23 protein-coding genes, 2 pseudogenes and 1 riboswitch are annotated in these 20,548 nt (G+C 41.8%); of the genes and pseudogenes, 13 read left to right on the forward strand and 12 right to left on the reverse strand.

What is annotated here, in order from left to right; genetic code table 11:
• Positions 1–28: 28 nt before the first annotated feature.
• From MKX52_RS01225 to MKX52_RS01260, 8 genes and pseudogenes are all read right to left on the reverse strand, one after another.
• A complete protein-coding gene (locus tag MKX52_RS01225; RefSeq protein ID WP_151021510.1) occupies positions 29–793 on the reverse strand; it encodes an enoyl-CoA hydratase/isomerase family protein in 765 nt (254 codons plus the stop codon).
• 21 nt (positions 794–814) lie between these two features.
• The gene (locus MKX52_RS01230; RefSeq protein ID WP_342491298.1) at positions 815–1,597 is read right to left on the reverse strand and encodes an enoyl-CoA hydratase; all 783 of its coding nucleotides are present in this window, start codon (positions 1,595–1,597) and stop codon (positions 815–817) included.
• A gap of 15 nt (positions 1,598–1,612) precedes the next feature.
• A complete protein-coding gene (locus tag MKX52_RS01235) occupies positions 1,613–2,827 on the reverse strand; it encodes a CoA transferase (RefSeq protein ID WP_342491299.1) in 1,215 nt (404 codons plus the stop codon).
• Positions 2,828–3,037: 210 nt separating this feature from the next.
• Positions 3,038–3,919 (reverse strand): glycerophosphodiester phosphodiesterase, encoded by an 882-nt coding sequence (locus tag MKX52_RS01240; protein WP_342491300.1) that lies wholly within the window; start codon positions 3,917–3,919, stop codon positions 3,038–3,040.
• A 92-nt stretch (positions 3,920–4,011) separates the two neighbouring features.
• Positions 4,012–5,346: a glycerol-3-phosphate transporter gene (glpT, locus tag MKX52_RS01245; protein ID WP_342491301.1), complete on the reverse strand. Its 1,335-nt coding sequence runs from the start codon at positions 5,344–5,346 to the stop codon at positions 4,012–4,014.
• 223 nt (positions 5,347–5,569) lie between these two features.
• Complete coding sequence (locus tag MKX52_RS01250) at positions 5,570–6,340, reverse strand: SurA N-terminal domain-containing protein (RefSeq protein ID WP_251183994.1); 771 nt, start codon at positions 6,338–6,340, stop codon at positions 5,570–5,572.
• A gap of 141 nt (positions 6,341–6,481) precedes the next feature.
• Positions 6,482–7,969: a thioredoxin domain-containing protein gene (locus tag MKX52_RS01255; protein WP_342491862.1), complete on the reverse strand. Its 1,488-nt coding sequence runs from the start codon at positions 7,967–7,969 to the stop codon at positions 6,482–6,484.
• An 84-nt stretch (positions 7,970–8,053) separates the two neighbouring features.
• Positions 8,054–8,545 (reverse strand): annotated as a pseudogene (locus tag MKX52_RS01260) (thioredoxin domain-containing protein); the annotation flags it as partial.
• 422 nt (positions 8,546–8,967) lie between these two features.
• Between MKX52_RS01260 and MKX52_RS01265 the strand changes: the two are divergent.
• A complete protein-coding gene (locus MKX52_RS01265; RefSeq protein WP_088003747.1) occupies positions 8,968–9,177 on the forward strand; it encodes a hypothetical protein in 210 nt (69 codons plus the stop codon).
• Positions 9,178–9,307: 130 nt separating this feature from the next.
• Here MKX52_RS01265 and MKX52_RS01270 read toward each other — a convergent pair whose 3' ends face one another.
• Complete coding sequence (locus tag MKX52_RS01270; RefSeq protein ID WP_342491302.1) at positions 9,308–9,814, reverse strand: hypothetical protein; 507 nt, start codon at positions 9,812–9,814, stop codon at positions 9,308–9,310.
• A 182-nt stretch (positions 9,815–9,996) separates the two neighbouring features.
• Between MKX52_RS01270 and MKX52_RS01275 the strand changes: the two genes are divergently transcribed.
• The 7 genes and pseudogenes from MKX52_RS01275 (at position 9,997) to MKX52_RS01305 (ending at position 14,081) form a co-directional block, all read left to right on the forward strand.
• A complete protein-coding gene (locus MKX52_RS01275; protein ID WP_003217059.1) occupies positions 9,997–10,257 on the forward strand; it encodes a metal-sensitive transcriptional regulator in 261 nt (86 codons plus the stop codon).
• A gap of 124 nt (positions 10,258–10,381) precedes the next feature.
• Complete coding sequence (locus MKX52_RS01280) at positions 10,382–10,864, forward strand: DsrE/DsrF/DrsH-like family protein (protein ID WP_342491303.1); 483 nt, start codon at positions 10,382–10,384, stop codon at positions 10,862–10,864.
• Between the two features lie 14 nt (positions 10,865–10,878).
• Positions 10,879–11,232: pseudogene (locus MKX52_RS01285) on the forward strand (rhodanese-like domain-containing protein).
• Positions 11,233–11,279: 47 nt separating this feature from the next.
• Positions 11,280–11,840 (forward strand): sulfurtransferase TusA family protein, encoded by a 561-nt coding sequence (locus tag MKX52_RS01290; protein WP_211063420.1) that lies wholly within the window; start codon positions 11,280–11,282, stop codon positions 11,838–11,840.
• A gap of 14 nt (positions 11,841–11,854) precedes the next feature.
• Positions 11,855–12,982 (forward strand): MBL fold metallo-hydrolase, encoded by a 1,128-nt coding sequence (locus tag MKX52_RS01295; protein WP_144468925.1) that lies wholly within the window; start codon positions 11,855–11,857, stop codon positions 12,980–12,982.
• 33 nt (positions 12,983–13,015) lie between these two features.
• Entirely contained in the window at positions 13,016–13,246 is a 231-nt protein-coding gene (locus MKX52_RS01300; protein WP_012008770.1) for a sulfurtransferase TusA family protein, read from the forward strand.
• A gap of 58 nt (positions 13,247–13,304) precedes the next feature.
• A complete protein-coding gene (locus MKX52_RS01305; protein WP_216889166.1) occupies positions 13,305–14,081 on the forward strand; it encodes a sulfite exporter TauE/SafE family protein in 777 nt (258 codons plus the stop codon).
• Positions 14,082–14,116: 35 nt separating this feature from the next.
• Here the strand turns inward: MKX52_RS01305 and MKX52_RS01310 are convergent, their stop codons facing one another.
• Both MKX52_RS01310 and proS read right to left on the reverse strand, forming a co-directional pair.
• Positions 14,117–14,293, reverse strand: a complete 177-nt coding sequence (locus MKX52_RS01310) for a hypothetical protein (protein WP_012008772.1) — start codon at positions 14,291–14,293, stop codon at positions 14,117–14,119.
• A 142-nt stretch (positions 14,294–14,435) separates the two neighbouring features.
• Positions 14,436–15,869: a proline--tRNA ligase gene (gene proS, locus MKX52_RS01315; protein ID WP_342491304.1), complete on the reverse strand. Its 1,434-nt coding sequence runs from the start codon at positions 15,867–15,869 to the stop codon at positions 14,436–14,438.
• A gap of 396 nt (positions 15,870–16,265) precedes the next feature.
• A riboswitch (purine riboswitch) is annotated at positions 16,266–16,365 on the forward strand.
• Positions 16,366–16,442: 77 nt separating this feature from the next.
• Between proS and MKX52_RS01320 the strand changes: the two genes are divergently transcribed.
• The gene (locus MKX52_RS01320) at positions 16,443–17,615 is read left to right on the forward strand and encodes an MFS transporter (RefSeq protein ID WP_060595432.1); all 1,173 of its coding nucleotides are present in this window, start codon (positions 16,443–16,445) and stop codon (positions 17,613–17,615) included.
• Positions 17,616–17,855: 240 nt separating this feature from the next.
• Here MKX52_RS01320 and MKX52_RS01325 read toward each other — a convergent pair whose 3' ends face one another.
• On the reverse strand, positions 17,856–18,623 hold the full coding sequence (locus tag MKX52_RS01325; RefSeq protein ID WP_342491305.1) for a GNAT family N-acetyltransferase: 768 nt from the start codon (positions 18,621–18,623) through the stop codon (positions 17,856–17,858).
• Between the two features lie 218 nt (positions 18,624–18,841).
• Between MKX52_RS01325 and MKX52_RS01330 the strand changes: the two genes are divergently transcribed.
• From MKX52_RS01330 to MKX52_RS01345, 4 genes are all read left to right on the forward strand, one after another.
• Positions 18,842–19,300 (forward strand): MarR family transcriptional regulator, encoded by a 459-nt coding sequence (locus MKX52_RS01330; RefSeq protein WP_003216997.1) that lies wholly within the window; start codon positions 18,842–18,844, stop codon positions 19,298–19,300.
• A 110-nt stretch (positions 19,301–19,410) separates the two neighbouring features.
• Entirely contained in the window at positions 19,411–19,656 is a 246-nt protein-coding gene (locus tag MKX52_RS01335) for a hypothetical protein (protein ID WP_342491306.1), read from the forward strand.
• The gene (locus MKX52_RS01340; RefSeq protein WP_012008777.1) at positions 19,653–20,114 is read left to right on the forward strand and encodes a DUF523 domain-containing protein; all 462 of its coding nucleotides are present in this window, start codon (positions 19,653–19,655) and stop codon (positions 20,112–20,114) included. Before MKX52_RS01335 ends, MKX52_RS01340 begins: the two co-directional genes overlap by 4 nt.
• Complete coding sequence (locus tag MKX52_RS01345) at positions 20,093–20,410, forward strand: hypothetical protein (protein ID WP_342491307.1); 318 nt, start codon at positions 20,093–20,095, stop codon at positions 20,408–20,410. The genes MKX52_RS01340 and MKX52_RS01345 overlap by 22 nt, the downstream gene beginning before the upstream one ends.
• Positions 20,411–20,548 lie beyond the last annotated feature (138 nt).

A 20,548-nucleotide genomic window follows, 5' to 3' on the forward strand; every position in this document is an offset into this window, starting at 1 on the left:
CCAATCAACCTCCTTTCAAAATAGTTGTCTATTTACCTTTCCAAATCGGCTGGCGTTTTTCTAAAAAGGCTTGTGTTCCTTCTAATCTATCTTCGCTTTCATATACATTAGGTCCAATATCCATTTGTAGTGCATGGAAGAGGGGAACGTCCATTGATTTCCATATCGTTTCTTTTATACGCTGTACAGATAAAGGCGCACAAAGGCAAATTTCCTCAGCTAATTCCTTGGCTCTTGTCATTAGGTCTTCGACAGTTGGTAAGACTTCATCTATCAGTTGTAGATTATAAGCTTCATCTGATTTTATTAGGGCTCCTGTAAAAAGGAGTTTTGCCGCAGTACTTGGTGAAATAAGCTTAGGTAAAATCGTTGCTCCAAAAGTAGCCCCCATTCCTCTTTTTGCTTCAGGTAAACCTAGTTTGACATTTGAAACAGCTAGGCGAATATCACTTGCCAATGTAATCTCAAAGCCTGCTCCTACAGCGGCGCCATTAATCGCAGATATGACAGGCTTATACGTTTCGATAATGGCATTAAATAACCGGCCCCTAAGTGGCTTCTTTTTAAATGCCTCTGGATTTGATTTTACTTCACTTAAATCTCTGCCACTGCAAAAAGCTCTTTCTCCAACACCTGTTATGATTAAAACCCTGGCGTCTTTATCATTTTTATACTCTTCTAAAAATTCTAAAAATAGATCAGACATTTTTGAATCGATGGCATTCATCTTGTCTGGTTTATTGATGTATAGGTAAGCAATCTGCCCCTTTTTTTCATAGTGAATAACGTCCATAAATAAACACTCTCCTTTAAATTAATTGCCCTGAAAAACGGCTTTTCTTTTCTCTTTAAATGCCTGTACGCCCTCCTTGTGATCCGAGGTATCTTTGATAACAGCATAATGAGATGAAATGAGGTCTAAAGCTGCCTCTAATTCCAATGACTCCGCATATTGAACAGCACGTTTGGTCATTCGAATGGCTATTTGTGGACCAGAAGCGATGTGCTCTGCTAATTCTTTTGTTTTCTCTTCGAATTGGTCTTGTGAATAAACATGATTCACGAGTCCAATTGCTAGTGCTTCATCAGATGAAATAAAGTTCCCCGTCCATAAAAGTTCCAAAGCTTTCGCTTTCCCGACAATTCTCGGTAAAAAATAAGCACCTCCATCTCCAGGAACAAGGCCAACCTTGACATACCCTTCACTGACTTTCGAGTCTTGAATCATCACACGCATATCACACATTAACGCCATGTCCAGTCCTGCACCTACAGCGGGGCCATTAATCGCTGCGATTACAGGTTTATCAATATGTTTAAGGGTCAATGGGATACGATGGATATTTTCCCATAACTTATTTTTATTATCTAAAGGAGTTTGGTCTTGTTTCATCCCGCCAACATCCCCACCTGAACAAAAAGCATTGCCTGCTCCAGTGACTACAATGACATGGACATCGTCATTATCTTTGGCCTCTTCAAGCGCACGCACCCATTCGCTAATCATTTCTGCATTAAATGCGTTCTTTTTATCAGGCCGATTCAGGGTGATCGTTAATACGTGGTTTTTTATATTTGTTAAGATGGTTGAAGTCATAATGCCCTCCTTTGGTTACTTATTTTGTAACTCTTGATTATTTGAACGAATAATACCTTCATGGTTGAAAATTTCTAATTGTTCATCCGAGTAGCCTAATAAGTCTTTTAAAACCTCTTCTGTGTGCTCGCCGATAATAGGCGCTGGTAAAACTTTTTCCAAAGGTGAATCGGATAGTCTAATCGGGGAACCTGGTACCTTAATGTTTCCTTCAACAGCATGAGAAACTTCTCTTATCATTTCGCGCTCTATTAGATGCGGATCGTTTGCTACCTCATCAATTGTCTGTACAGGGGAATGAGGTATGTTGGCTTCAATAAAGAGCTCCGCAATCTCATTTTTATTACGTTTCGTTGTCCAGCTACTGACGATGTCATCGACGATAAGTGTGTGTGCAGATCGATCAATATTTGTCTCGAATCGTTTGTCATCTAAAAGATCTTCTCTATCTATAACGGTTAAAAGTGATCTCCATTGTCTGTCAGCGACACATAGAATAGCGATATAGCCATCTTTCGTTTCATACACATTATAGGGAGCTGTCGCCATCCCACTATGCTGATTGCCTGTTCTTTCGGAAAATTTCTCCCCTTGGCTGTAATATGCACCTAAAGCAGAAGCGAGTGTCGGATAGACTGAATCATGCATGGAGACTTCCACTAACTGACCTTTTCCGGTTATTGTTCTTTGATAAAGTGCGGTCGTTATCCCCCCAAATAGATGAATTCCCCCTAAGAAATCGCAAATGGCTGGTCCTGCCTTAACAGGAGGTTTATCAGCAAAGCCAGTTGTCGCCATAACTCCTGCCATTGCCTGCACCGTTAAATCCATCGCCGGTCTTTTTGCATAAGGACCACTAAGCCCATAACCTTTTCCAGAAGCATAGATAAGACGAGGGTTTACTTCCTTTAAAACATCATAGCCAAGTCCTAATCGATCCATGACGCCGAGTGAAAAGTTCTCAACTAATACATCAGATTTCTGCACTAAATCTAGGAAAATTTCTTTACCTTGATCGGTTTTTAAATCGATTGATACGCCGTATTTATTTGAATTCAACATAAGTAATTCATGGCAGTCCCCTTTTCGCCTTACCCTTAAGTTCTCTCCCTTTAAAGGCTCTACTTTAATTACTTTTGCTCCTTGAAATGCTAACATTAGCGAGCAGTAGGGACCGTTATAAATTTGACCAAGGTCTAAAACAGTAATACCTTCTAACGCCTTGTTCATATGAACTCCTCCTTAAAACGCTTTCATTTTAATACGATAAACGGATTATTATTTCAATTATCGTATAAATTCAATTTATCATAGGTTGATTGATCATGCAATAAGAAGAAAGAGGCATGTATGAAGACAAAGGTGATATGCATAAAAAATAACAAAACAGTCTATTAGTTTTGTTACTAATAGACTGCTTTGTTAACAAATAAGATGAGACTATAGCAAAGCTTTTACACGGTTGAAGACATCTGGAAAGTTGGTGAAAAGACCGGTGACGCCGTATTGCAGTAATCGGGTCATGTCTGCTTCGTTGTTGACCGTATATGGGTGGAGGAGGAGTCCATGGCTTCTGACCTGTTGCACGTTTTCAAGTGTCAATGCTCTAAAATTCGGTCCGACCCCCACTGCATAGGATTTGATGAAGTCGAGCTGATCATCTGTGATGGACGTCATTTGGGTTCTGTCTAAAAGCTGTACTTTTGGAAGGCGTGGGGCTAATTTCTGTAGCTTTAGCAGGCTGTCTTGGCTAAAGGATTGAATGATGACCTGCCCTTTTTTTGTGTGTTTCCCGAGAAGATGATGTTTTTTTAGGGTTGCCAATAGCTTTTCTTCCATTTGCGGATAGATGTCTGGTTTTTTTGTTTCAATATAATAATTTTCTCGTTTGCCAAAATAGCGCAGTACTTCATCTAATGTGAGGACTCGCTGTCCGATATAGTTGGCATTTTGTCTGTCGGGATTGGCCTCATTAAACCAAGTACCAGCATCCAGCTGTTTGATTTCAGCAAGTGTGAGGTCTTTAACCGAGCCCGTTCCGTTTGTGGTGCGGTCAACGGTTTCATCGTGCATGACGATGAGATGGCCATCCTTTGTCATTTGAAGGTCGAGTTCGAGGTAATCGGCATTCATCTTTGTGGCGAGTTTGTAAGAAGCCAGGGTATGCTCTGGTGCATACCCTGATGCTCCGCGATGTGCAACGGTTAGAATACGATCTGGAGATAAAAGATGTTCATGTGCCGATACGGTGGCCGGCACCCACGCAATAGACAGTAAAGCAAAAGAGAGCAACACGAAAGCAAGTAATCTACTTTTCTTCATATTTTATCCTCCTTTTACGGTAACTGCCTTCATCATAAGAAATAGATGTAAAGGGCATGTTGGGTGGATATGAATCTTTTATGTGATTTTCATTAAGCTTGCTCTACGCGCTTTCCTGTATTCCAAGTCATCGCTAGGAAGACAATCGCAAGCACACAAGAACCAACCAATAAAATAAATCCTCCTGTCCAGTCGTAATGATCGACGACAACGCCCATCATCGCATTGGCGAAGGCAGAGCCGCCAATATAACCGAAGAAGCCTGTGAGTCCGGCCGCAGTGCCAGCCGCTTTTTTAGGAGCGAGGTCAATGGCTTGAAGTCCAATGAGCATGACAGGTCCGTAAATTAAAAAGCCGATGCTGATGAGGGCGATGTTATCGACCATTGGATTGCCAGCAGGGTTTAACCAGTAAACAAGCACCGCAATTAACACCCCAGCCATAAAGAGGACGCCTGCTGGTGCGCGGCGGCTTCTAAAGAATCGGTCACTAATCCACCCGCACAATAATGTGCCGGGAATGCCTGCATATTCATAAAGAAAGTATGACCAGCGGGAATGTTCTGGTGAAAAGCCTTTAGCTTCTGTTAAGTAGGTCGGTGCCCAGTCCACGACACCGTAACGGACGAAGTACACAAAGACGTTGGCAATGGCGATATACCAAAGGAATTTATTGTTGAGCACATACTTAAATAAGATCTCTTTCACTGTTAATTCTTTTTCTTGATCCTCATAGTTTTGTGCCGGATAGTCATTTCTATATTCCTCGATTGGCGGAAGACCAGTGGATTGTGGTGTATCCCGGACGAGAAGAATGATCACGAAGGAGACGATAATGGCAATGATGGCAGGGAAGAAAAAGATACTTTTCCACGTCGCAAACAGCACGATCCCTAAGGTGATGAGCGGTGCCAGAATCCCCCCGCCGATATTGTGAGCGACGTTCCAAATGGACATTTTCGTTCCACGTTCACTAACCGAAAACCAATGCGCCATCGTCCGTCCACATGGCGGCCACCCCATGCCTTGGAACCAGCCGTTTAAAAACATGAATAAGAACATGATCCATACACTTGACGTCACCCATGGAAATGAGACAAATAGGATATTGATAAGGGCTGATAAAAAGAGTCCGGTTGCTAAAAAATATCTTGGATTACAGCGGTCTGAGATCATCCCCATGATGAATTTACTAAAGCCATAAGCGATGGAGACAGCTGCGAGTACAAAGCCTAATTCACTTTTCGTGAATCCTTCTTCTTGTAGATAAGGAATAGCAAAAGCAAAATTTTTCCGCAGCAAATAATAGCCAGCATACCCGATAAAGATGCCTAAAAAGACTTGCAGCCGCAGCCTCTTATACGTCTCATCTGTTTTGGCATCATCGAGCCTGTCGATATGCGGAGCAGGTTTAAACCATTTGAACATAAAGATCCTCCTCTTTTCGTTGTCCAATTGACTGAAGCAAAAGTACGAGATCAGCGTTTGATCTTGTACTTTTTAAGAGACAAAAGAATTAATAACGCTTTCTTTTGTACTCCCATCATATCGGAAGGAAAAGATGTTTATGATGAGGCTTTTGTCATTATTTTGGAAAAATAGTTCATCAAGTAACGAAAAAAATCCGCACAATGGCGGATTTAATTAGCTGTTATAGAGACACATTAATTTTCGCAGATTTCTTTAGTTTTTCAATTTCTTTTTGAACTTCTTTCTGCTTTTCTTGAGATTCTAGCTGTTTTTTAATTTGTGATTTAACCTCTTTGTACTCTGGTGCTTTTTGCTTTTGTTTTTTCATTTCATCAGCGTATTGATCATAGTACGCTTTGACATCCTTTTCAGAGACGGACGCTGATTTGATTTCTTTGTCGACATACTGGCTGTATTTGATGCTGTCGGCAATGTCACTTTTCAGCTGATCCATGGTGAGTCCGCTTTTCTTAAGGGCTTCTTCAAATTGAGCGTTGTCTTTGAATTGTTTCTTTTCTTCTTTTAGCTGTTTATCTACCTCTTTGTCAGAGGCTTTGATGCCCTTCTTCTCAGCATCTTGCAGGATGAGCTCTTGACCTACGAGCGCATCAATGGTTTGTTTCTTAACTGCTTTTGCGCCTTCTTTAGATGTTGGGTCTTGCCCAGATTGCTGAAGCTGTCCTTGAATGGTTGATAGAGCGCTATTATATTCATTACCTGTGATTTTGTCTTGGTTGACGGTCGCAACGACCTTTTGATCATCGATTTTTTGTGCGTCTAATTTCTTTTGCATCTCTTCCATTTGCTTTTGCTGTTCTTTTTGGTCAGCCTGTGTAGTTTCCTTGTTTTTGGCTGAATCGTTTTGCTTATCTTGTTTGGCATCGTTTGACGAGCAGGCTGCAAGTCCAACAGATAACAAACAAGCGATGAGTGTGTATGATACCTTTTTCATCATTTTCTCTCCCTTCGGTATGAGAACATCTAGTGCGCATTCTAACCGTTTTTTAGGAAAAATAAAACCGTACAGACAATTTGTTAGCGGATTGACATGTTTTTTATCTGTTTGTCCTCATTTTGTCTTCTCATAGTCATCTCATGACAAACTCAATTGTGCCATTGCTTCGTCGATATCGGTGATTGGCTGGCGGCAGCTGTAGTTTTCACAAATATACACGGTGGTTTTGCCATCAATTGTTTTGTAATCTTTTGTAAAGGGCGCGAGTTTTGCTAATTTCTGTCCTGTTTCGGCAGTCAATATGATATCAAATGGCATGAAGCGTTTTTGAAGCGCCTGTAAAAGCTGTTCTTTTTGAGGATCGCCATTTTTTCCGAGAATGATGATTTCTCTTTTCGTTGCATATTGAGCGAGAAGCCCTTGCAGAAATGCTGTATGACCGCTTGGATAGGAAGAAACATCGACATAAAAGGCTTGGAACATCTGCTCTAATGTGTCCAGCCAATCCTGACGTCCGGTCAGTCTGCTTAGTATGAGAAGGTGCTTGAGTGCGGTACTGTTGCCAGAAGGCATGGCACCGTCGTACACTTCTTTTTCTCGAACGATGAGCGCTTCCGCATCTGATCCTGAGAAGAAAAAGCCCCCTTTTTCCTTGTCCCAAAACAGTTCAAACATGTTCTCGGCAATGGCTGTTGCCTTTTCCAGCCATGCTAATTCAAAGGTCGCTTCGTATAAAGACATATACGCTTTTAGCATATGCGCATAATCCTCGATAAAGCCGAGATGCTTTACGTCACCTTCTCTATATCGGACCATGAGACGATCATGTTGGACGAGGTGTGTTTCTAGAAAAGACATCGCCTGTTTTGCCATACGGATGGCTTCCTCTGAAACAAAGACCCTTCCTGCTTTGGCGAGCGCAGAGATCATGAGGGCATTCCATGATGTGAGCACTTTGTCATCGACAAGCGGCGCGGGTCGCTGCTGTCTGATAGATTGTAAAATGTGTCGGGCTTCTTGCAGCTTAGACTGGAGCGTTTGGTCATCAATTGAAAAAGAGGCCTTGATGTCATCAAAAGAGGTGGAAATGGTATGAGGGATGTTCTCCCCTTCAAAGTTCCCCTCATCTGTGATGTGGTAGACAGCGCAGAATAATGCGCCGAGGTCCTCGCCTAAATGAGTCATGATTTCATCTTTTGACCAGACATAAAATTGTCCTTCTTTCCCCTCAGAATCTGCATCTATCGCTGAATAAAAAGAGCCATCCGGATTCATCATATCTCGCTTGATAAAGTGAATCAGGCGGTGGACAAGCTTTTCATATGTAGGTTGTTGAGTGAGCTGATACGCTTCTGTGTAAGCCTCCATGAGCAAGGCGTTATCATACAGCATTTTTTCAAAATGCGGCACAAGCCATTTTTCGTCTGTTGAATAACGAGAAAAACCTGAACCGACATGGTCATATATACCGCCATTTGCGATTCCATCTAACGTTTTCGTGACTGCATATAGCGCATTTTCCTGCCCAGTCCATTCGTAATAGCGCATCAAGAATGAAAGCATATGAGGTGCCGGGAATTTTGGCGCAGAGCCGAACCCGCCGTGCAGCGTATCAAAACTGCTCATGAGCTGATAATAGGCTTTGTGGATCGCCTCTTGGGTGAGCGTATTCTCTGTCTGCCCTGCTGCTTTGATCCGCAGATTATTTGTCGCCTTCTCTGCCAATGATTCGATATGATTGCGATCGTTGTGATACGCATCCAAGAGTTGTGTCAGTGCCTCGATAAAGCCAGGGCGTCCGTAAGCACTTCTTTTTGGAAAATACGTCCCCGCATAAAAAGGCTTTTGATCAGGCGTGACAAACACGTTGAGCGGCCAGCCGCCTTGCCCCGTCATCATCTGACAAACCGACATATACATCGAGTCGATATCTGGACGCTCCTCACGATCGACTTTGATTGAAATGAAATGCTCGTTTAGGATGTCAGCGACTTGCTGATCTTCGAAGCTTTCATGTGCCATGACGTGGCACCAGTGGCAAGTGGCGTAACCGATGCTGACAAGCACTGGCTTATTTTCATGCTTGGCTTTGTCGAAGGCTTCTTGCCCCCACGGGTACCAGTGAACTGGGTTGTGGGCGTGTTGAAGGAGGTAGGGTGATTTTTCCGTAATGAGTGGGTTGGGTGTTTGGTTGTTTGGCATGGGTCACCTGCTTTTCCATAATTAGTTTAATTTCATCTTAAATTTCTTAAGGAGTAGCGACTAAGTCAGAATTTGAGTGTATCATTTTGTTAAAATATAGGTTGCTATTTTAGAATGTGGGGAGTTCTGATGTCTAAAAAAACAATGAGCCATTTGTCATTACTATGCTTTGTAATAGGTGTTCTACTTTGGGTCCCTAATTGGATATTTGGATATGGAAGCGGAATCTGGTTAATGAATTATGTCTTAGGTCCAGTTGGTATTATATTAAGTATTTATGGTAGAAATTATCTTTATACGTTTTTAAACTTGCTCACTACATTTAGTTTCTTTATATTCATGTTTCTTGGATATCTCTGATTGAGACATGCCGTATATTCGCTTATCTAATACAAAATAATGAGAACGAACGGAGAGATAAAATGGACTATGTTTATAAGAAAAAGGAAAAGAAAAACGGTAATTGTGTTATTTCTGTTAGAGATAGGTGGGAGAATTCAATAATTGAATTTGAAAAAAAGCAACATCATATTGATATAGTGGTTAATTACCGTAATGATAAGACAACGAAGTATTCAATACCAATAGAGATTTTTGAAAAAGTTTACGAAGATCTGCAAAGAGGTAATTGAGGGAATTTTGGTTCCTTCAACTACCTGTTACATTTATATTCGCTTTTCTATTCATAACTTCAATTGATCTTTGTTAGGCTTCTACAATCTCTTATAGCACAACATTTTGATGTAATTTGTCAATTCTCCTCTACTTCTTTACTAAGACATATTGTAGGTGTTCTAATTCAAACATAGCGATCAGTTCATCAATGTCTTTAAAAACGATATGTTTCCCAAATTGTTTTTTGCTTAGGTCAATTTCTACATCCAATTGATCATCCTTTTCTTTCGTTTCGAGTTCATTTAGACAAGAATAGATTTCGATGGTTTCTCCTGTTGACAGCTCTTTTTCAATGAATCGAAAAAGTGCACGAAGAGAATGAATGATGTCCAATTCATAAACAAAAGGATGTGTGAATTTGTTTCTTACCGTTTCATAGAAAGGATCTAAATAATCAATGTGAATGCCTTCGAAATCCTCTTCTGTTTCGAATACTTTTATCAAAGGATCTTCTTTTTGACAGGTTTTGTGCTTTTTTTGTTTTTGATCAAACAATTTGATATTGAGTTCAGAGAGTGGTTTATAGGTAGGATTTTGACCAATGGTACCAAGCGGCAGTTCTTTGCCTGATCCAATATAATGCTGTAAAGTCATGGGTTGCCCTCTTTTCTTCAATGATTTCTTATTCGTTGATTATTTACTTTTTATCAATAAATGGTGGAATGTGCAATTCTTTTCACATTCGTTTTCTATAAAAGAAAAGGGCAAGTCGTTTGACTAAATACCTCTTAGGGTATACTATCTGTCATAGAAAGAATAGAAAGGAGTCCTTATTCATGGAGTATAATCAGCAGATGAAGAATCGTCTTCGCCGGATTGAAGGGCAGATTAAAGGGGTTCTTGCGATGATGGAGCAGGGGAAGGATTGCCGCGAGGTGGTAACTCAGCTGTCTGCATCACGTAATGCTATTGATCGGGCAATGGGTGTGATTGTGAGTACAAATCTTGAGCAATGTGTTCGTGAAAGTCTTGAACAAGGTAAGGATACGGAAGGTCTTGTGAAAGAGGCAGTTGAGCTATTGGTGAAAAGCCGGTAAGAAATTCCTCAGCCTTTGGAGGTTGACGGATTTTTTTACTTGATGTAATATACCCTTACCGGTATATGTATATATTTTTTGATTATTATATACCCCCATAGGTAATTGTTGGAGGAGGAGCAGAATGGAAGAACAGAAAAAACGCACGACGATTGTGTTATTCAGTGGAGATTATGATAAAGCGATGGCAGCTTATATTATTGCCAATGGTGCAGCAGCCTATGATCATGAGGTGACCATTTTCCATACATTTTGGGGGCTGAATGCCTTGCGTAAGGATGAGATGGTACCGATGAAAAAAGGATTTTTAGAAAAAATGTTCGGCAAGATGATGCCACGCGGGGCTGATCGCATGGGGATTTCCAAGATGAATTTTGCGGGAATGGGGCCGAAAATGATCAAGCATGTAATCAAAAAGCACAATGCCATGAACTTGCCGCAGCTCATTGAGATGGCGAAGGAGCAGGATATTAACCTCGTGGCATGTACAATGACGATGGATCTTTTAGGTTTACAGGAGAAAGAATTATTGGATGACATTCAATATGCTGGTGTAGCTGCATATTTAGCAGAGGCTGAAATCGGGCGTGTGAATTTATTTATCTAGTGAGGTGAAGCAGGATGGTGCAGACGATTTTACTCATCATCGTAATTGGATTACTCGTAAGCCGCTTTCTGCCGGTACGAGGTGTGAAGCAAATAGATGCAGGTCATTTGAAAAAGAAGCTGAAAAGCAAAGGTCAACAGCTCATTGATGTGCGGTCTCCTATTGAATTTCAAACAAATCATATCAAAGGCTTTCAAAACATCCCGTTGTCTCATTTGAAGAAACGAGCTTCTCAGCTTGAGAGAAATTAAGAAGTCTATGTCATATGTCAAAGCGGAATGAGAAGTATGCAGGCAGCGAAAATATTGAAGAAACAGGGATTTACTCAGATTACCAACATCAAGGGTGGCATGAATGCTTGGCATTAAATGCGCAATATAATATACCCCCACCCCTATATTGAGGAGGACATGACATGCAGCAACCAACTGTCATTTTAGATGCAAAAGGACTGGCATGCCCAATGCCGATTGTAAAAACAAAAAAACAAATGAATGAGCTTTTACCAGGAGATGTACTGGAGGTGCAAGCTACCGATAAAGGATCAACAGCGGATCTGGCGGCATGGTCAAAAAGTGCCGGCCACGAATTTTTAGGAACAACAGTAGAAGGCCAGGTGCTCCATCATTTGATTCGTAAAGGCGGAGAACAACAGAAAGAAGGGAAGTCCATGATTTCGGAAATGTCTTTGGAGACTTTTCAACAGAAAGTAAAAGAAGATCCATCTTTGGTGATTTTAGATGTGCGAGAGCTAGATGAATACGAGGCGGGGCATATTCCAGGAGCTGTTCATATTCCTCTTGGTGAGGTGGATCAACGTGCGGAAGAATTGAGCCGGGAGACGGACATTTACCTGATCTGTCATTCAGGCAGAAGAAGTGAATTAGCTGCGCAAAAGTTAAAAGAAAAAGGATTTCATCAATTGACAAATATTGTGCCAGGCATGAATAGCTGGACAGGAGCGATTGAAAAATAGGAGCTGAATGAAACATGACGGTAAAAGCGATGACTGCAGAGCAGTTAACAAAAAAGATCGTGAACAAGGAACCGCTCTTTTTGCTAGATGTGCGAAATCAAGCGGATGTACAGGACTGGAAGATCGAAGGGGAAGCAATCGTTCATATGAATGTGCCTTATTTTGATCTCCTTGAAGGAGTAGAGGGCATTTTGCATGACATTCCTCATGATCGTGAAGTGTTGGTGGTTTGTGCCAAGGAAGGCTCCTCTATCATGGTCGCGGAGATGCTGTCAGAGGCGGGCAGAATGGTCCATTATTTAGAAGGCGGTATGAAGGCGTGGAGTGAGCATCTAGAGCCAGTGAAGATTGGTGATTTAAGCGGCGGTGGAGAGTTGTATCAATTTGTGCGGATGGGCAAGGGATGCCTATCTTATATGATCATGTCGAATGGAGAAGCCGCAATTGTAGACGCAGCTAGAATGACTGATGTCTATATCCGTTTTGCTAAGAAGCACGATGTCTCTATCACCCAAGTGTTGGACACTCATCTTCATGCGGATCATATTTCTGGCGGGAAAAAACTGGCTGAACAGACTGGTGCTAGCTACTGGCTACCGCCAAAAGATGCAGAAGAAGTGATCTTTGAATATAACCGTCTTGAAGAAGGAGAGCACATCGCGATAGGAGCGGCTACCATTGATATTCATCCCCTTTACTCACCGGGGCATACGATTGGGTCAACATCTTTTATCGTGGATGATCAATATCTTCTTTCAGGTGATATTTTGTTCGTGGATTCGATTGGAAGACCCGACCTCGCTGGAATGGCGGAGGACTGGGTAGGTGATTTGAGAGAAACCCTATATGACCGATATGGCGCACTTTCAAAAGAATTGATTGTGTTGCCAGCGCATTTCATGATCATGGATGAAGTTAATGAAGACGGAAGCGTTTGGAAGGAGCTAGGCGTTCTATTTGAAGAAAATCATGGACTGAATATTGATGATGAAGCCGTATTTAGAGAAATGGTCACGAAGAACCTACCTGCACAACCAAACGCCTATCAAGACATTCGTCAAACCAATATGGGGAAGCTGAGCCCAGACGATGAAGCGCAGCGTGAAATGGAAATTGGTCCAAACCGTTGTGCGATTCGGTAATGTCCAATAAAATAAGAGGAGAGGAACAACGAAATGACATCAGATCAAATGTTAGACGTCACAGGGCTTGCATGCCCAATGCCGATTATTCGAACAAAGAAAAAAATGAACGACTTGGCGGAAGGTCAAGTTTTAGAAATACATGCAACAGATAAAGGAGCTAAAGCTGACTTAGCAGCATGGGCGAAGTCAAGTGGACATGAATTGATCACGCAGACGGAAGAAGGACATGTGCTGAAGTTCTGGGTGAGAAAAGGGTCCTAAAGGATGTAGGGGTATCTGCTGAAGATCCCCTTTTCCTTTTGCAAAGGAGGAGACCAGCGTGGATTTTGCGTTTTTGATTACACTTTTTATCATCGGATGTATTGGTTCCTTCTTATCAGGAATGGTGGGGATCGGGGGATCTGTGATTAACTATCCTATGCTTCTTTATATCCCGCCACTTGTCGGTGTGATGGCACTTTCGGCACACGAGGTATCAGGCATTGGCGCCATTCAAGTGCTTTTTTCGACGCTCGGTGGGGTATTGGCCTATCGTAAAAGCGGATTTTTACATCGGTCGTTGATTTTATATATGGGGAGCAGTATATTGGCGGGCAGCTTACTAGGCAGTTATGTATCTCACTTCATGCCAGAGAATGGGATGAATCTCGTCTATGGATTGCTTGCAATTGCGGCTGTGGTTCTCATGCTGATTCCAAAAAAGGGACAGCGTGCAGATGCAGAGGAAGAAGTCACTTTTCATAAAGGACTTGCGGCAGGTATTGCCTTTGTGATTGGTAGTGTTTCCGGGGTACTAGGCGCGGGCGGAGCATTTATATTGGTACCGGTGATGCTGTCTATTTTAAAAATTCCTGTCAGGATGACGATTGCGTCGTCCCTTGCGATTACGTTTCTTTCTGCGATCGGTGCATCGGCTGGAAAGGTATTGACGGGTCAAGTCATGCTTCTTCCTGCGGTTGTGCTGATGCTGGCAAGTTTAATCGCCGCTCCGATTGGTGCTAAGGTCGGTCAGAAAATCAACGCCGTCTACTTACAATGGGCACTTGCTGCGATGATTACGGCGACAGCGATCAAAATTTGGCTGGATTTATTATAAAGAAGAGACCAACAAAGCAAATGTGTTGGTCTTTTTTATTTGATGTCATCGTGCTCGATATATGTTTCAAGTGCTGGGTGATACTCTTTTTGATAATGAAGGTTGGGGCATGTTTTCACGACTTTGCCTTGCAGGGCATTGGACTTAGAGACTTCTAATGCTGTTTTACATTTAGGACAGCGTTCAGCAAACAGTGAGGGCCAGCGCTTCATATATCACCACTCCATTTAAAGTCTTAAAAACCGATTATATTAATATGAATTATAGGGGATCGTGCTGATGAGGTCAATGGGTGTTTGGGTCTTTTTAACAAAAAAGAAGCATCATGAGAGATGCTTCTTTATCGTTCATATTCTAATAGGCTTTCGCCCAGAACACCATATCAGATGCAGGTTTTCCACAGCAGACACAAGTGTCAGAAACAGGTTCTTGTTCAAATGGGATACAGCGTGAGGTCGCCCCTGTTCTTTCTTTGATGTCGTTCTCACAGGCTTCGTCACCACACCACATGGCTTTAATCAATCGATTTTCTTCTGAAAGAGTGTGCTCAATGTCTTCGATGGTGTGAGCTGTTGATGTTTTTTCATGTAATCGTTCTTTCGCCTTTTCGTACATCGTCCGTTGAATATCTTCAAGCGTGGATGTAATGGTTTGTTCAAGTGCATCTAAGGTGACAGCCTGCTTTTCTCCAGTGTCTCGTCTTGCGAGCATCACCTGTCCTTTTTCGATGTCTTTAGGTCCTACTTCGACACGTAGAGGAATGCCCTGCATTTCACATTCGTTGAATTTCCAGCCAGGCTGTTTATCACTTGCATCGATATCAGCACGTGCGATGCGGGTGAGTCGATCTTTTAATTCGTAGGCATGATCAAGCACACCTTCCTTGTGAGAGGCGATTGGCACGATTCGCACTTGGGTTGGTGCAATGTTTGGCGGAAGGACGAGTCCTCTGTCATCGCCGTGCACCATGATCATGGCACCGATGATTCTTGTCGTAAAGCCCCAAGAGGTTTGCTGGACATGCTCTAGCTTTCCTTCGCGGTTTAAGAATTCGATGCCAAATGCTTTGGCAAATCCGTTTCCGAAGAAGTGAGAAGTGGCTGTTTGCAGCGCTTTTCCATCATGCATCAGGCTTTCAACCGTATAGGTGAAGCGGGCACCAGCGAATTTTTCCTTCTCTGTTTTTCTCCCTTTAATGACAGGAATGGCAAGGAGCTCTTCGCAAAGAGAAGCGTAGATGTGAAGCATTCTTTCTGTTTCCTCAATCGCTTCTTGCTCCGTCTCATGACATGTGTGTCCTTCCTGCCATAGGAATTCAAGTGTTCTAAGGAATGGACGTGTGGTCTTTTCCCAGCGGACGACATTCGCCCATTGGTTATAAAGCTTCGGTAAATCACGGTAAGAATGAATGATGTTTTTGTAATGCTCTGCGAATAGTACTTCAGAGGTTGGTCTGACGCAGAGCCTTTCCTGTAATTCGGATTCACCGCCATGTGTGACCCACGCCACTTCAGGAGCAAAGCCTTCAATATGATCTTTTTCCTGATGAAGCAGGCTTTCTGGGATAAAGAGCGGCATATACACATTCTCATGCCCTGTTTCTTTAATTTGGCGGTCAAGTTCGTCGCGAATATTCTCCCAGATTTTAAAGCCGTATGGCTGAATGATCATACTGCCTCTAACGCTTGAATAATCGACGAGACGCGCCTTTGTGACAACATCTGTATACCACTGGGCAAAGTCCTCTTCCATGCTTGTGATTTTTTCAACAAATTGTTTCTTTGACATTGCATATTCCTCCTTTTAAAAAACAAAAAAGCTGTGCTTTAAGTTAGGGACCATTCCTGGTGGTACCACCCTAATTTAAAGCACAGCTTTACACTTGATCATGATAACGGTATGAACCGCTGTATGAAACAGAACTAAATCGGCAGGTTCACTTGAAGATGTCAGTAGGAACTTCTCAGCACCGTTCCCTCTCTGTTAAAGATCGATTCAAGCTACTATTCCAGATCTACGTTGATGAATGTTCGTTGATTTTTCATCAGTTTACCTGTAAATGCAGGAGAAAGCAAGTTGTACTGGCGTTTCTTTTCATGCTGTTCTGAGTGGTTTGTTTGATCTTGAATTTGCAGTCATTTCCTATTTTTATAGCTTGCCAGTTATGTAAGCATATGCTACTATATTTGAAGAAAAAAATAGACTTGTATAACCTCAATAATATGGTTTGAGGGTTTCTACCAGGATCCGATAAATCCTGATTACAAAAGCGTGCTTTCCTTTTTTGTAATCAGGGTTTTTTTGTTTGTCTTCACCCTGTATCAAAAGTGAAAGCGATGATATAGAGAAGGGATGTTAGACATGAACTGGAGAGTATATTTATTAGCCGTTTCTACATTTGCAGTAGGATTAGTTGAGCTTGTTGTCGGAGGCATATTGCCAAGTCTTGCAGAGGATTTGAATGTATCGCTTGCGACAGCTGGGCAGCTAATCACCGTATTTGCCATTGTGTATGCCATTTCAGCACCTGTGCTGTTGACTGCCACAGCTAAAATTGAACGAAAGCGTCTTTATTTAATCGCTTTATTGGTGTTTACAATAGGGAATGTCTTCACATATTTTAGTTCGACCTTTGCCCTTGTCATGATCTCTAGGGTATTGATCGCGATGAGTACAGCGCTAGTAGTGGTGTTGTCACTGACGATCACTGCTAAATTAGTGGAACCAGCGCATCGTGCGAAGGCATTAGGGCTGATTTTTATTGGGATTAGTTCTTCACTTGTTCTCGGTGTACCGATCGGCATTTTTATTACAGAGAGCTTTGGCTGGAGAGTGATGTTTTTAGGAATCAGTATTTTATCAGCGATATCGATGGTGCTGATCTATTTCCTATTAGAGAAAATGCCTGTTGAAAAAGTAACACCTCTAAGAGAGCAAATTCGCTCTTTAGGGCATCCCAAAATTTTTAGTGCACACTTGATTAGTTTGTTTATGCTTGCAGGTCATTATATGCTTTATTCTTATTTCACTCCGTTTTTAATGGAAGTTTTGCATATGACCCCGTTCTGGATTAGTATTTGTTATTTGGTCTTCGGGCTTGCCTCTATTGGCGGGAATGGATTTGGCGGCTGGCTCAGTGACAAGCTAGGTTCAGGGAAAGCCATTTTGCTGGTGACAATCGCGTTTGCTGTTGTGATGTTTATCATTCCTTATACAGCGGGTGTGTTTGTTCTCTTTATGATCATGGTTGTCCTATGGGGAGCGCTTAGCTGGGCATTAACGCCTGCCTTGCAGAGTTATTTGATTCAAACCGATCCTGTCACGTCTGATATTCAGCAAAGCTTAAATACATCGGCCTTGCAAATTGGTATCTCGATTGGATCAGCGGTTGGTGGTGTCCTATTTACGATGACCGGTTCATCTGTTGATCTGGCGAAATTCGGTGCAGTGTTTGTGCTGATTGCCTTTAGCTGTGCGGTAATTTCGTTGAAGAGACCACCACTTTATATGGATCGTCAGCATCGTGCTGAATAGCTGCCTAATGATAGGCAGCTTCAGCGTGTAGACAAACCCTCGCATCCGGTGTCAGTCCTGCGTGCTGGTGCTCACGAATGTCAAATTCGCTCCGCGCCAGTACTCGTCCTTCCTAGGGCTGCAAAGGTTTTCTATCACGCTGAAAAGAAGACAAAGGGTTAAAATCAAGATCATTTTAACCCTTTGTCAACAAATTGTAGCTGCCTAATGATAGGCAGCTTTTTTTTGTTCTACTTTATTCTATTCAAAAACAACCATTTCGCCGATTGGTTGGAAGCCGGCACGTTGGTAAATATTTTTGCCGTCAGTTGATGCTTGTAACATGACGCACTTTTGTTTGTTTTCTGTCTGGGTCAGAAGATAATGAAACATGTCACTGCCAAGTCCCTTTCCGCGGTGCTCTGCCCTTGTGATGACATCATAAATTCCGTAGCTATCGGTGGCTTCAAGTAATAAGCCTGTTGTGACCGGTTTGTGGTCTACATATCCGACGAACATGCGAGCACGTGATTGTATAGCTTCAAGCGAAAAACGCTGGAAATAGATCTCTAAGGCGATGGCCTCCGGTGACTCTTTGAATAGTTCGATAAAGATATTTTTGTAATCAAGCAGTGTCTGGTCATCAAGTACTTCTTTGATTGTAAGCGGTGAAGATGTAGCTGGGTCAATGCCCTCTGTCTGCTCAAGCATCATGATCGTATTGCGTTCAACCTCTTCAAGCTGGTATTCCTGTAGTAAATTGGTCCAATCAGGATGAAGCAAACGATGATCCACCCACGTACTGAATGATTGTTTCTGAGACTGCAAGTGTTCGATCGTTTTTTTCACTTTTTGCGGATCTTGAATGTGCGCCGATGTCGGTAATAGCAAATTGAATGTGTCTGTCGATATATGAGTATTAGATAGAACGAAATCGTCCGTTGTGAGGAACGTTCCGTTTACAGTTGAAGAAAACAGGTCGATCTTTTCTTCTAACTGACGAATGGCGATTTGTTGTTCGATTTTCATTAGCTCACCTTTTTCATCAAAAATTGGATGACATCCCCCCATGAATTATAGCAAATAAAAGAAAGAGGGGCTGTGACATTATAGGTCATCTAGTAGAAAAGTACATACATCATTTTCAGGTCTGATGGCCTGTTCTTTTTATTACACTGACATTTCTTTTGACTCCTATCTTAATTATTAGTACCATTTTATTAACCAGTTAAGAGTGGAGGTATCAGATGGAGACTAAAGAGCAGATTGTATTAAAAGCGATTCAAGATCTGATAATTCATAGGGAAAAGAGAAGGAATGATCCAACAGATCCACTGATTACCACGACTGATACACTCAAGCAAGATTGGACACTCACACAGCTACACATTTTATCGATGATTCAAGCCAATCCAAACGAATCAAATAATACATTTCTTTCTCAACAACTGAAACTATCAAAGCCCGCTATTACAAAGGCTGTGAAAAAACTAATTGATAAAGGCATGGTGGACTATTGCCACCGGCAAGGGGATAAGAAGTCAGTCTACTATTCATTGACAGAAAAAGGCACGCAATTGGCGGCGCTGCATGATGAATTACATGAGAAAGCTGTCGCGTCCTACTTAGAATTTCTCCAGCAGTTTCATGAAGATGAATTACAAGTAATTGAGCGCTTTTTAAAGGCATGGAAAGAAAAAATATAGATTGAAAAAACCGAAACCATCGTAAAAATGAGATGATTTCGGTTTTTTATATGGTAAAATTAACATATATTGACGTTATTTGTGATCATGTAAAAAGGGAGGGAGCTTCTTTGGGGAAAGAAATGATGGAGAATTTTAAAAAGTCAGCAACCATCATGCCGTTCGTGGGATTGTTTGTCAGCTTGCTATTATTTGTTTACTTTTTTGGCATCACAGGAGTTGAAGAACCTGTTTGGGCGGCTGTTTTGTATTGTGCCCTGCCCTTTTTGGTGTACACAATATTTTGTTTACCGTTAAGTATTTATTTTTCGATCAGTAAAAAACGCTCAATCCATAAAAATGAGGAACAGACGTGATTGTGGTCAGCGCTTGTCTTGCTGGATTGAAAGTTCGGTATAATGGCAGCCATCGATTAGATCAGCGAATTGAAGAGTTTGTGCAGGAAGGAAAGGCTGTGACAGTTTGTCCTGAACTGCTAGGCGGCTTCTCTACGCCTAGACCACCGGCAGAGATCATTGGCGGAGATGGACATGATGTTTTGCGGGGACAGGCTACTGTTGTCGATGTTCATGGAACTGATGTCACAGAGATGTATGTAAAAGGTGCAAAAGCCACGCTGGAACAGGTTCAGTCTCTGAAAGCAACAGCGGTTGTGCTAAAAGAGTATAGCCCTTCATGCGGGAGCCGGATGATTTATCAGGGAGAGTTTAATGGGAAGACAAAAGCGGGAGATGGTGTGACGTCCGCTTTGCTGAAACAGCATGGGATTCAAGTGTTCTCTGAAGAGGATGATTGGATTTCGTTGTTTCAATAGGAATTGGTATTTATTTTATGATCAATGCTACATTCGATGATGTGGTCTCGATTGATCAAAATAAGGTGACTAAAATTCAAATTGAGCATGATCATAAACGTGTTGTTTTGGACAAGAAAGAAGACATTCAAAAGCTGTTGAAGGAACTTTTAGATGTGACATTAAAGAAAACCAAGGAAGCCACAAAAGAGTCTTATTGGATCAGAGTGTACGAGAATGAACAGGAAACTTATCGTCTGACTTTTTATGACCTAAGCTTTTTAGAGACATATAATTTTTCTAAAAAGAAAGATTAAAACAGCGAATACCAAATCGTTGACGCCATCAGGTCGATATAGGACAATATATCAAATAACACCAACGAACATTCATGCATGATCAATAGAAAATTCGGGTATAGTGCTTGGTAAGCAAAAATGAAGCGGAGGTTTGTT

It is taken from the genome of Bacillus sp. FSL R5-0422 (genome assembly GCF_038610765.1).
GTDB lineage: Bacteria > Bacillota > Bacilli > Bacillales > Bacillaceae > Bacillus > Bacillus pumilus_O.

Excerpts from the sequence above, each read along its gene's own strand:
- MKX52_RS01225 (WP_151021510.1), bottom strand. The coding sequence starts at position 793 with ATGGACGTTATTCACTATGAAAAAAAGGGGCAGATTGCTTACCTATAC.
- MKX52_RS01230 (WP_342491298.1), bottom strand. The coding sequence starts at position 1,597 with ATGACTTCAACCATCTTAACAAATATAAAAAACCACGTATTAACGATC.
- MKX52_RS01235 (WP_342491299.1), bottom strand. The coding sequence starts at position 2,827 with ATGAACAAGGCGTTAGAAGGTATTACTGTTTTAGACCTTGGTCAAATT.
- MKX52_RS01240 (WP_342491300.1), bottom strand. The coding sequence starts at position 3,919 with ATGAAGAAAAGTAGATTACTTGCTTTCGTGTTGCTCTCTTTTGCTTTA.
- glpT (WP_342491301.1), bottom strand. The coding sequence starts at position 5,346 with ATGTTCAAATGGTTTAAACCTGCTCCGCATATCGACAGGCTCGATGAT.
- MKX52_RS01250 (WP_251183994.1), bottom strand. The coding sequence starts at position 6,340 with ATGAAAAAGGTATCATACACACTCATCGCTTGTTTGTTATCTGTTGGA.
- MKX52_RS01255 (WP_342491862.1), bottom strand. The coding sequence starts at position 7,969 with ATGAGCAGTTTTGATACGCTGCACGGCGGGTTCGGCTCTGCGCCAAAA.
- MKX52_RS01265 (WP_088003747.1), top strand. The coding sequence starts at position 8,968 with ATGGACTATGTTTATAAGAAAAAGGAAAAGAAAAACGGTAATTGTGTT.
- MKX52_RS01270 (WP_342491302.1), bottom strand. The coding sequence starts at position 9,814 with ATGACTTTACAGCATTATATTGGATCAGGCAAAGAACTGCCGCTTGGT.
- MKX52_RS01275 (WP_003217059.1), top strand. The coding sequence starts at position 9,997 with ATGGAGTATAATCAGCAGATGAAGAATCGTCTTCGCCGGATTGAAGGG.
- MKX52_RS01280 (WP_342491303.1), top strand. The coding sequence starts at position 10,382 with ATGGAAGAACAGAAAAAACGCACGACGATTGTGTTATTCAGTGGAGAT.
- MKX52_RS01290 (WP_211063420.1), top strand. The coding sequence starts at position 11,280 with ATGCAGCAACCAACTGTCATTTTAGATGCAAAAGGACTGGCATGCCCA.
- MKX52_RS01295 (WP_144468925.1), top strand. The coding sequence starts at position 11,855 with ATGACGGTAAAAGCGATGACTGCAGAGCAGTTAACAAAAAAGATCGTG.
- MKX52_RS01300 (WP_012008770.1), top strand. The coding sequence starts at position 13,016 with ATGACATCAGATCAAATGTTAGACGTCACAGGGCTTGCATGCCCAATG.
- MKX52_RS01310 (WP_012008772.1), bottom strand. The coding sequence starts at position 14,293 with ATGAAGCGCTGGCCCTCACTGTTTGCTGAACGCTGTCCTAAATGTAAA.
- proS (WP_342491304.1), bottom strand. The coding sequence starts at position 15,869 with ATGTCAAAGAAACAATTTGTTGAAAAAATCACAAGCATGGAAGAGGAC.
- MKX52_RS01320 (WP_060595432.1), top strand. The coding sequence starts at position 16,443 with ATGAACTGGAGAGTATATTTATTAGCCGTTTCTACATTTGCAGTAGGA.
- MKX52_RS01325 (WP_342491305.1), bottom strand. The coding sequence starts at position 18,623 with ATGAAAATCGAACAACAAATCGCCATTCGTCAGTTAGAAGAAAAGATC.
- MKX52_RS01330 (WP_003216997.1), top strand. The coding sequence starts at position 18,842 with ATGGAGACTAAAGAGCAGATTGTATTAAAAGCGATTCAAGATCTGATA.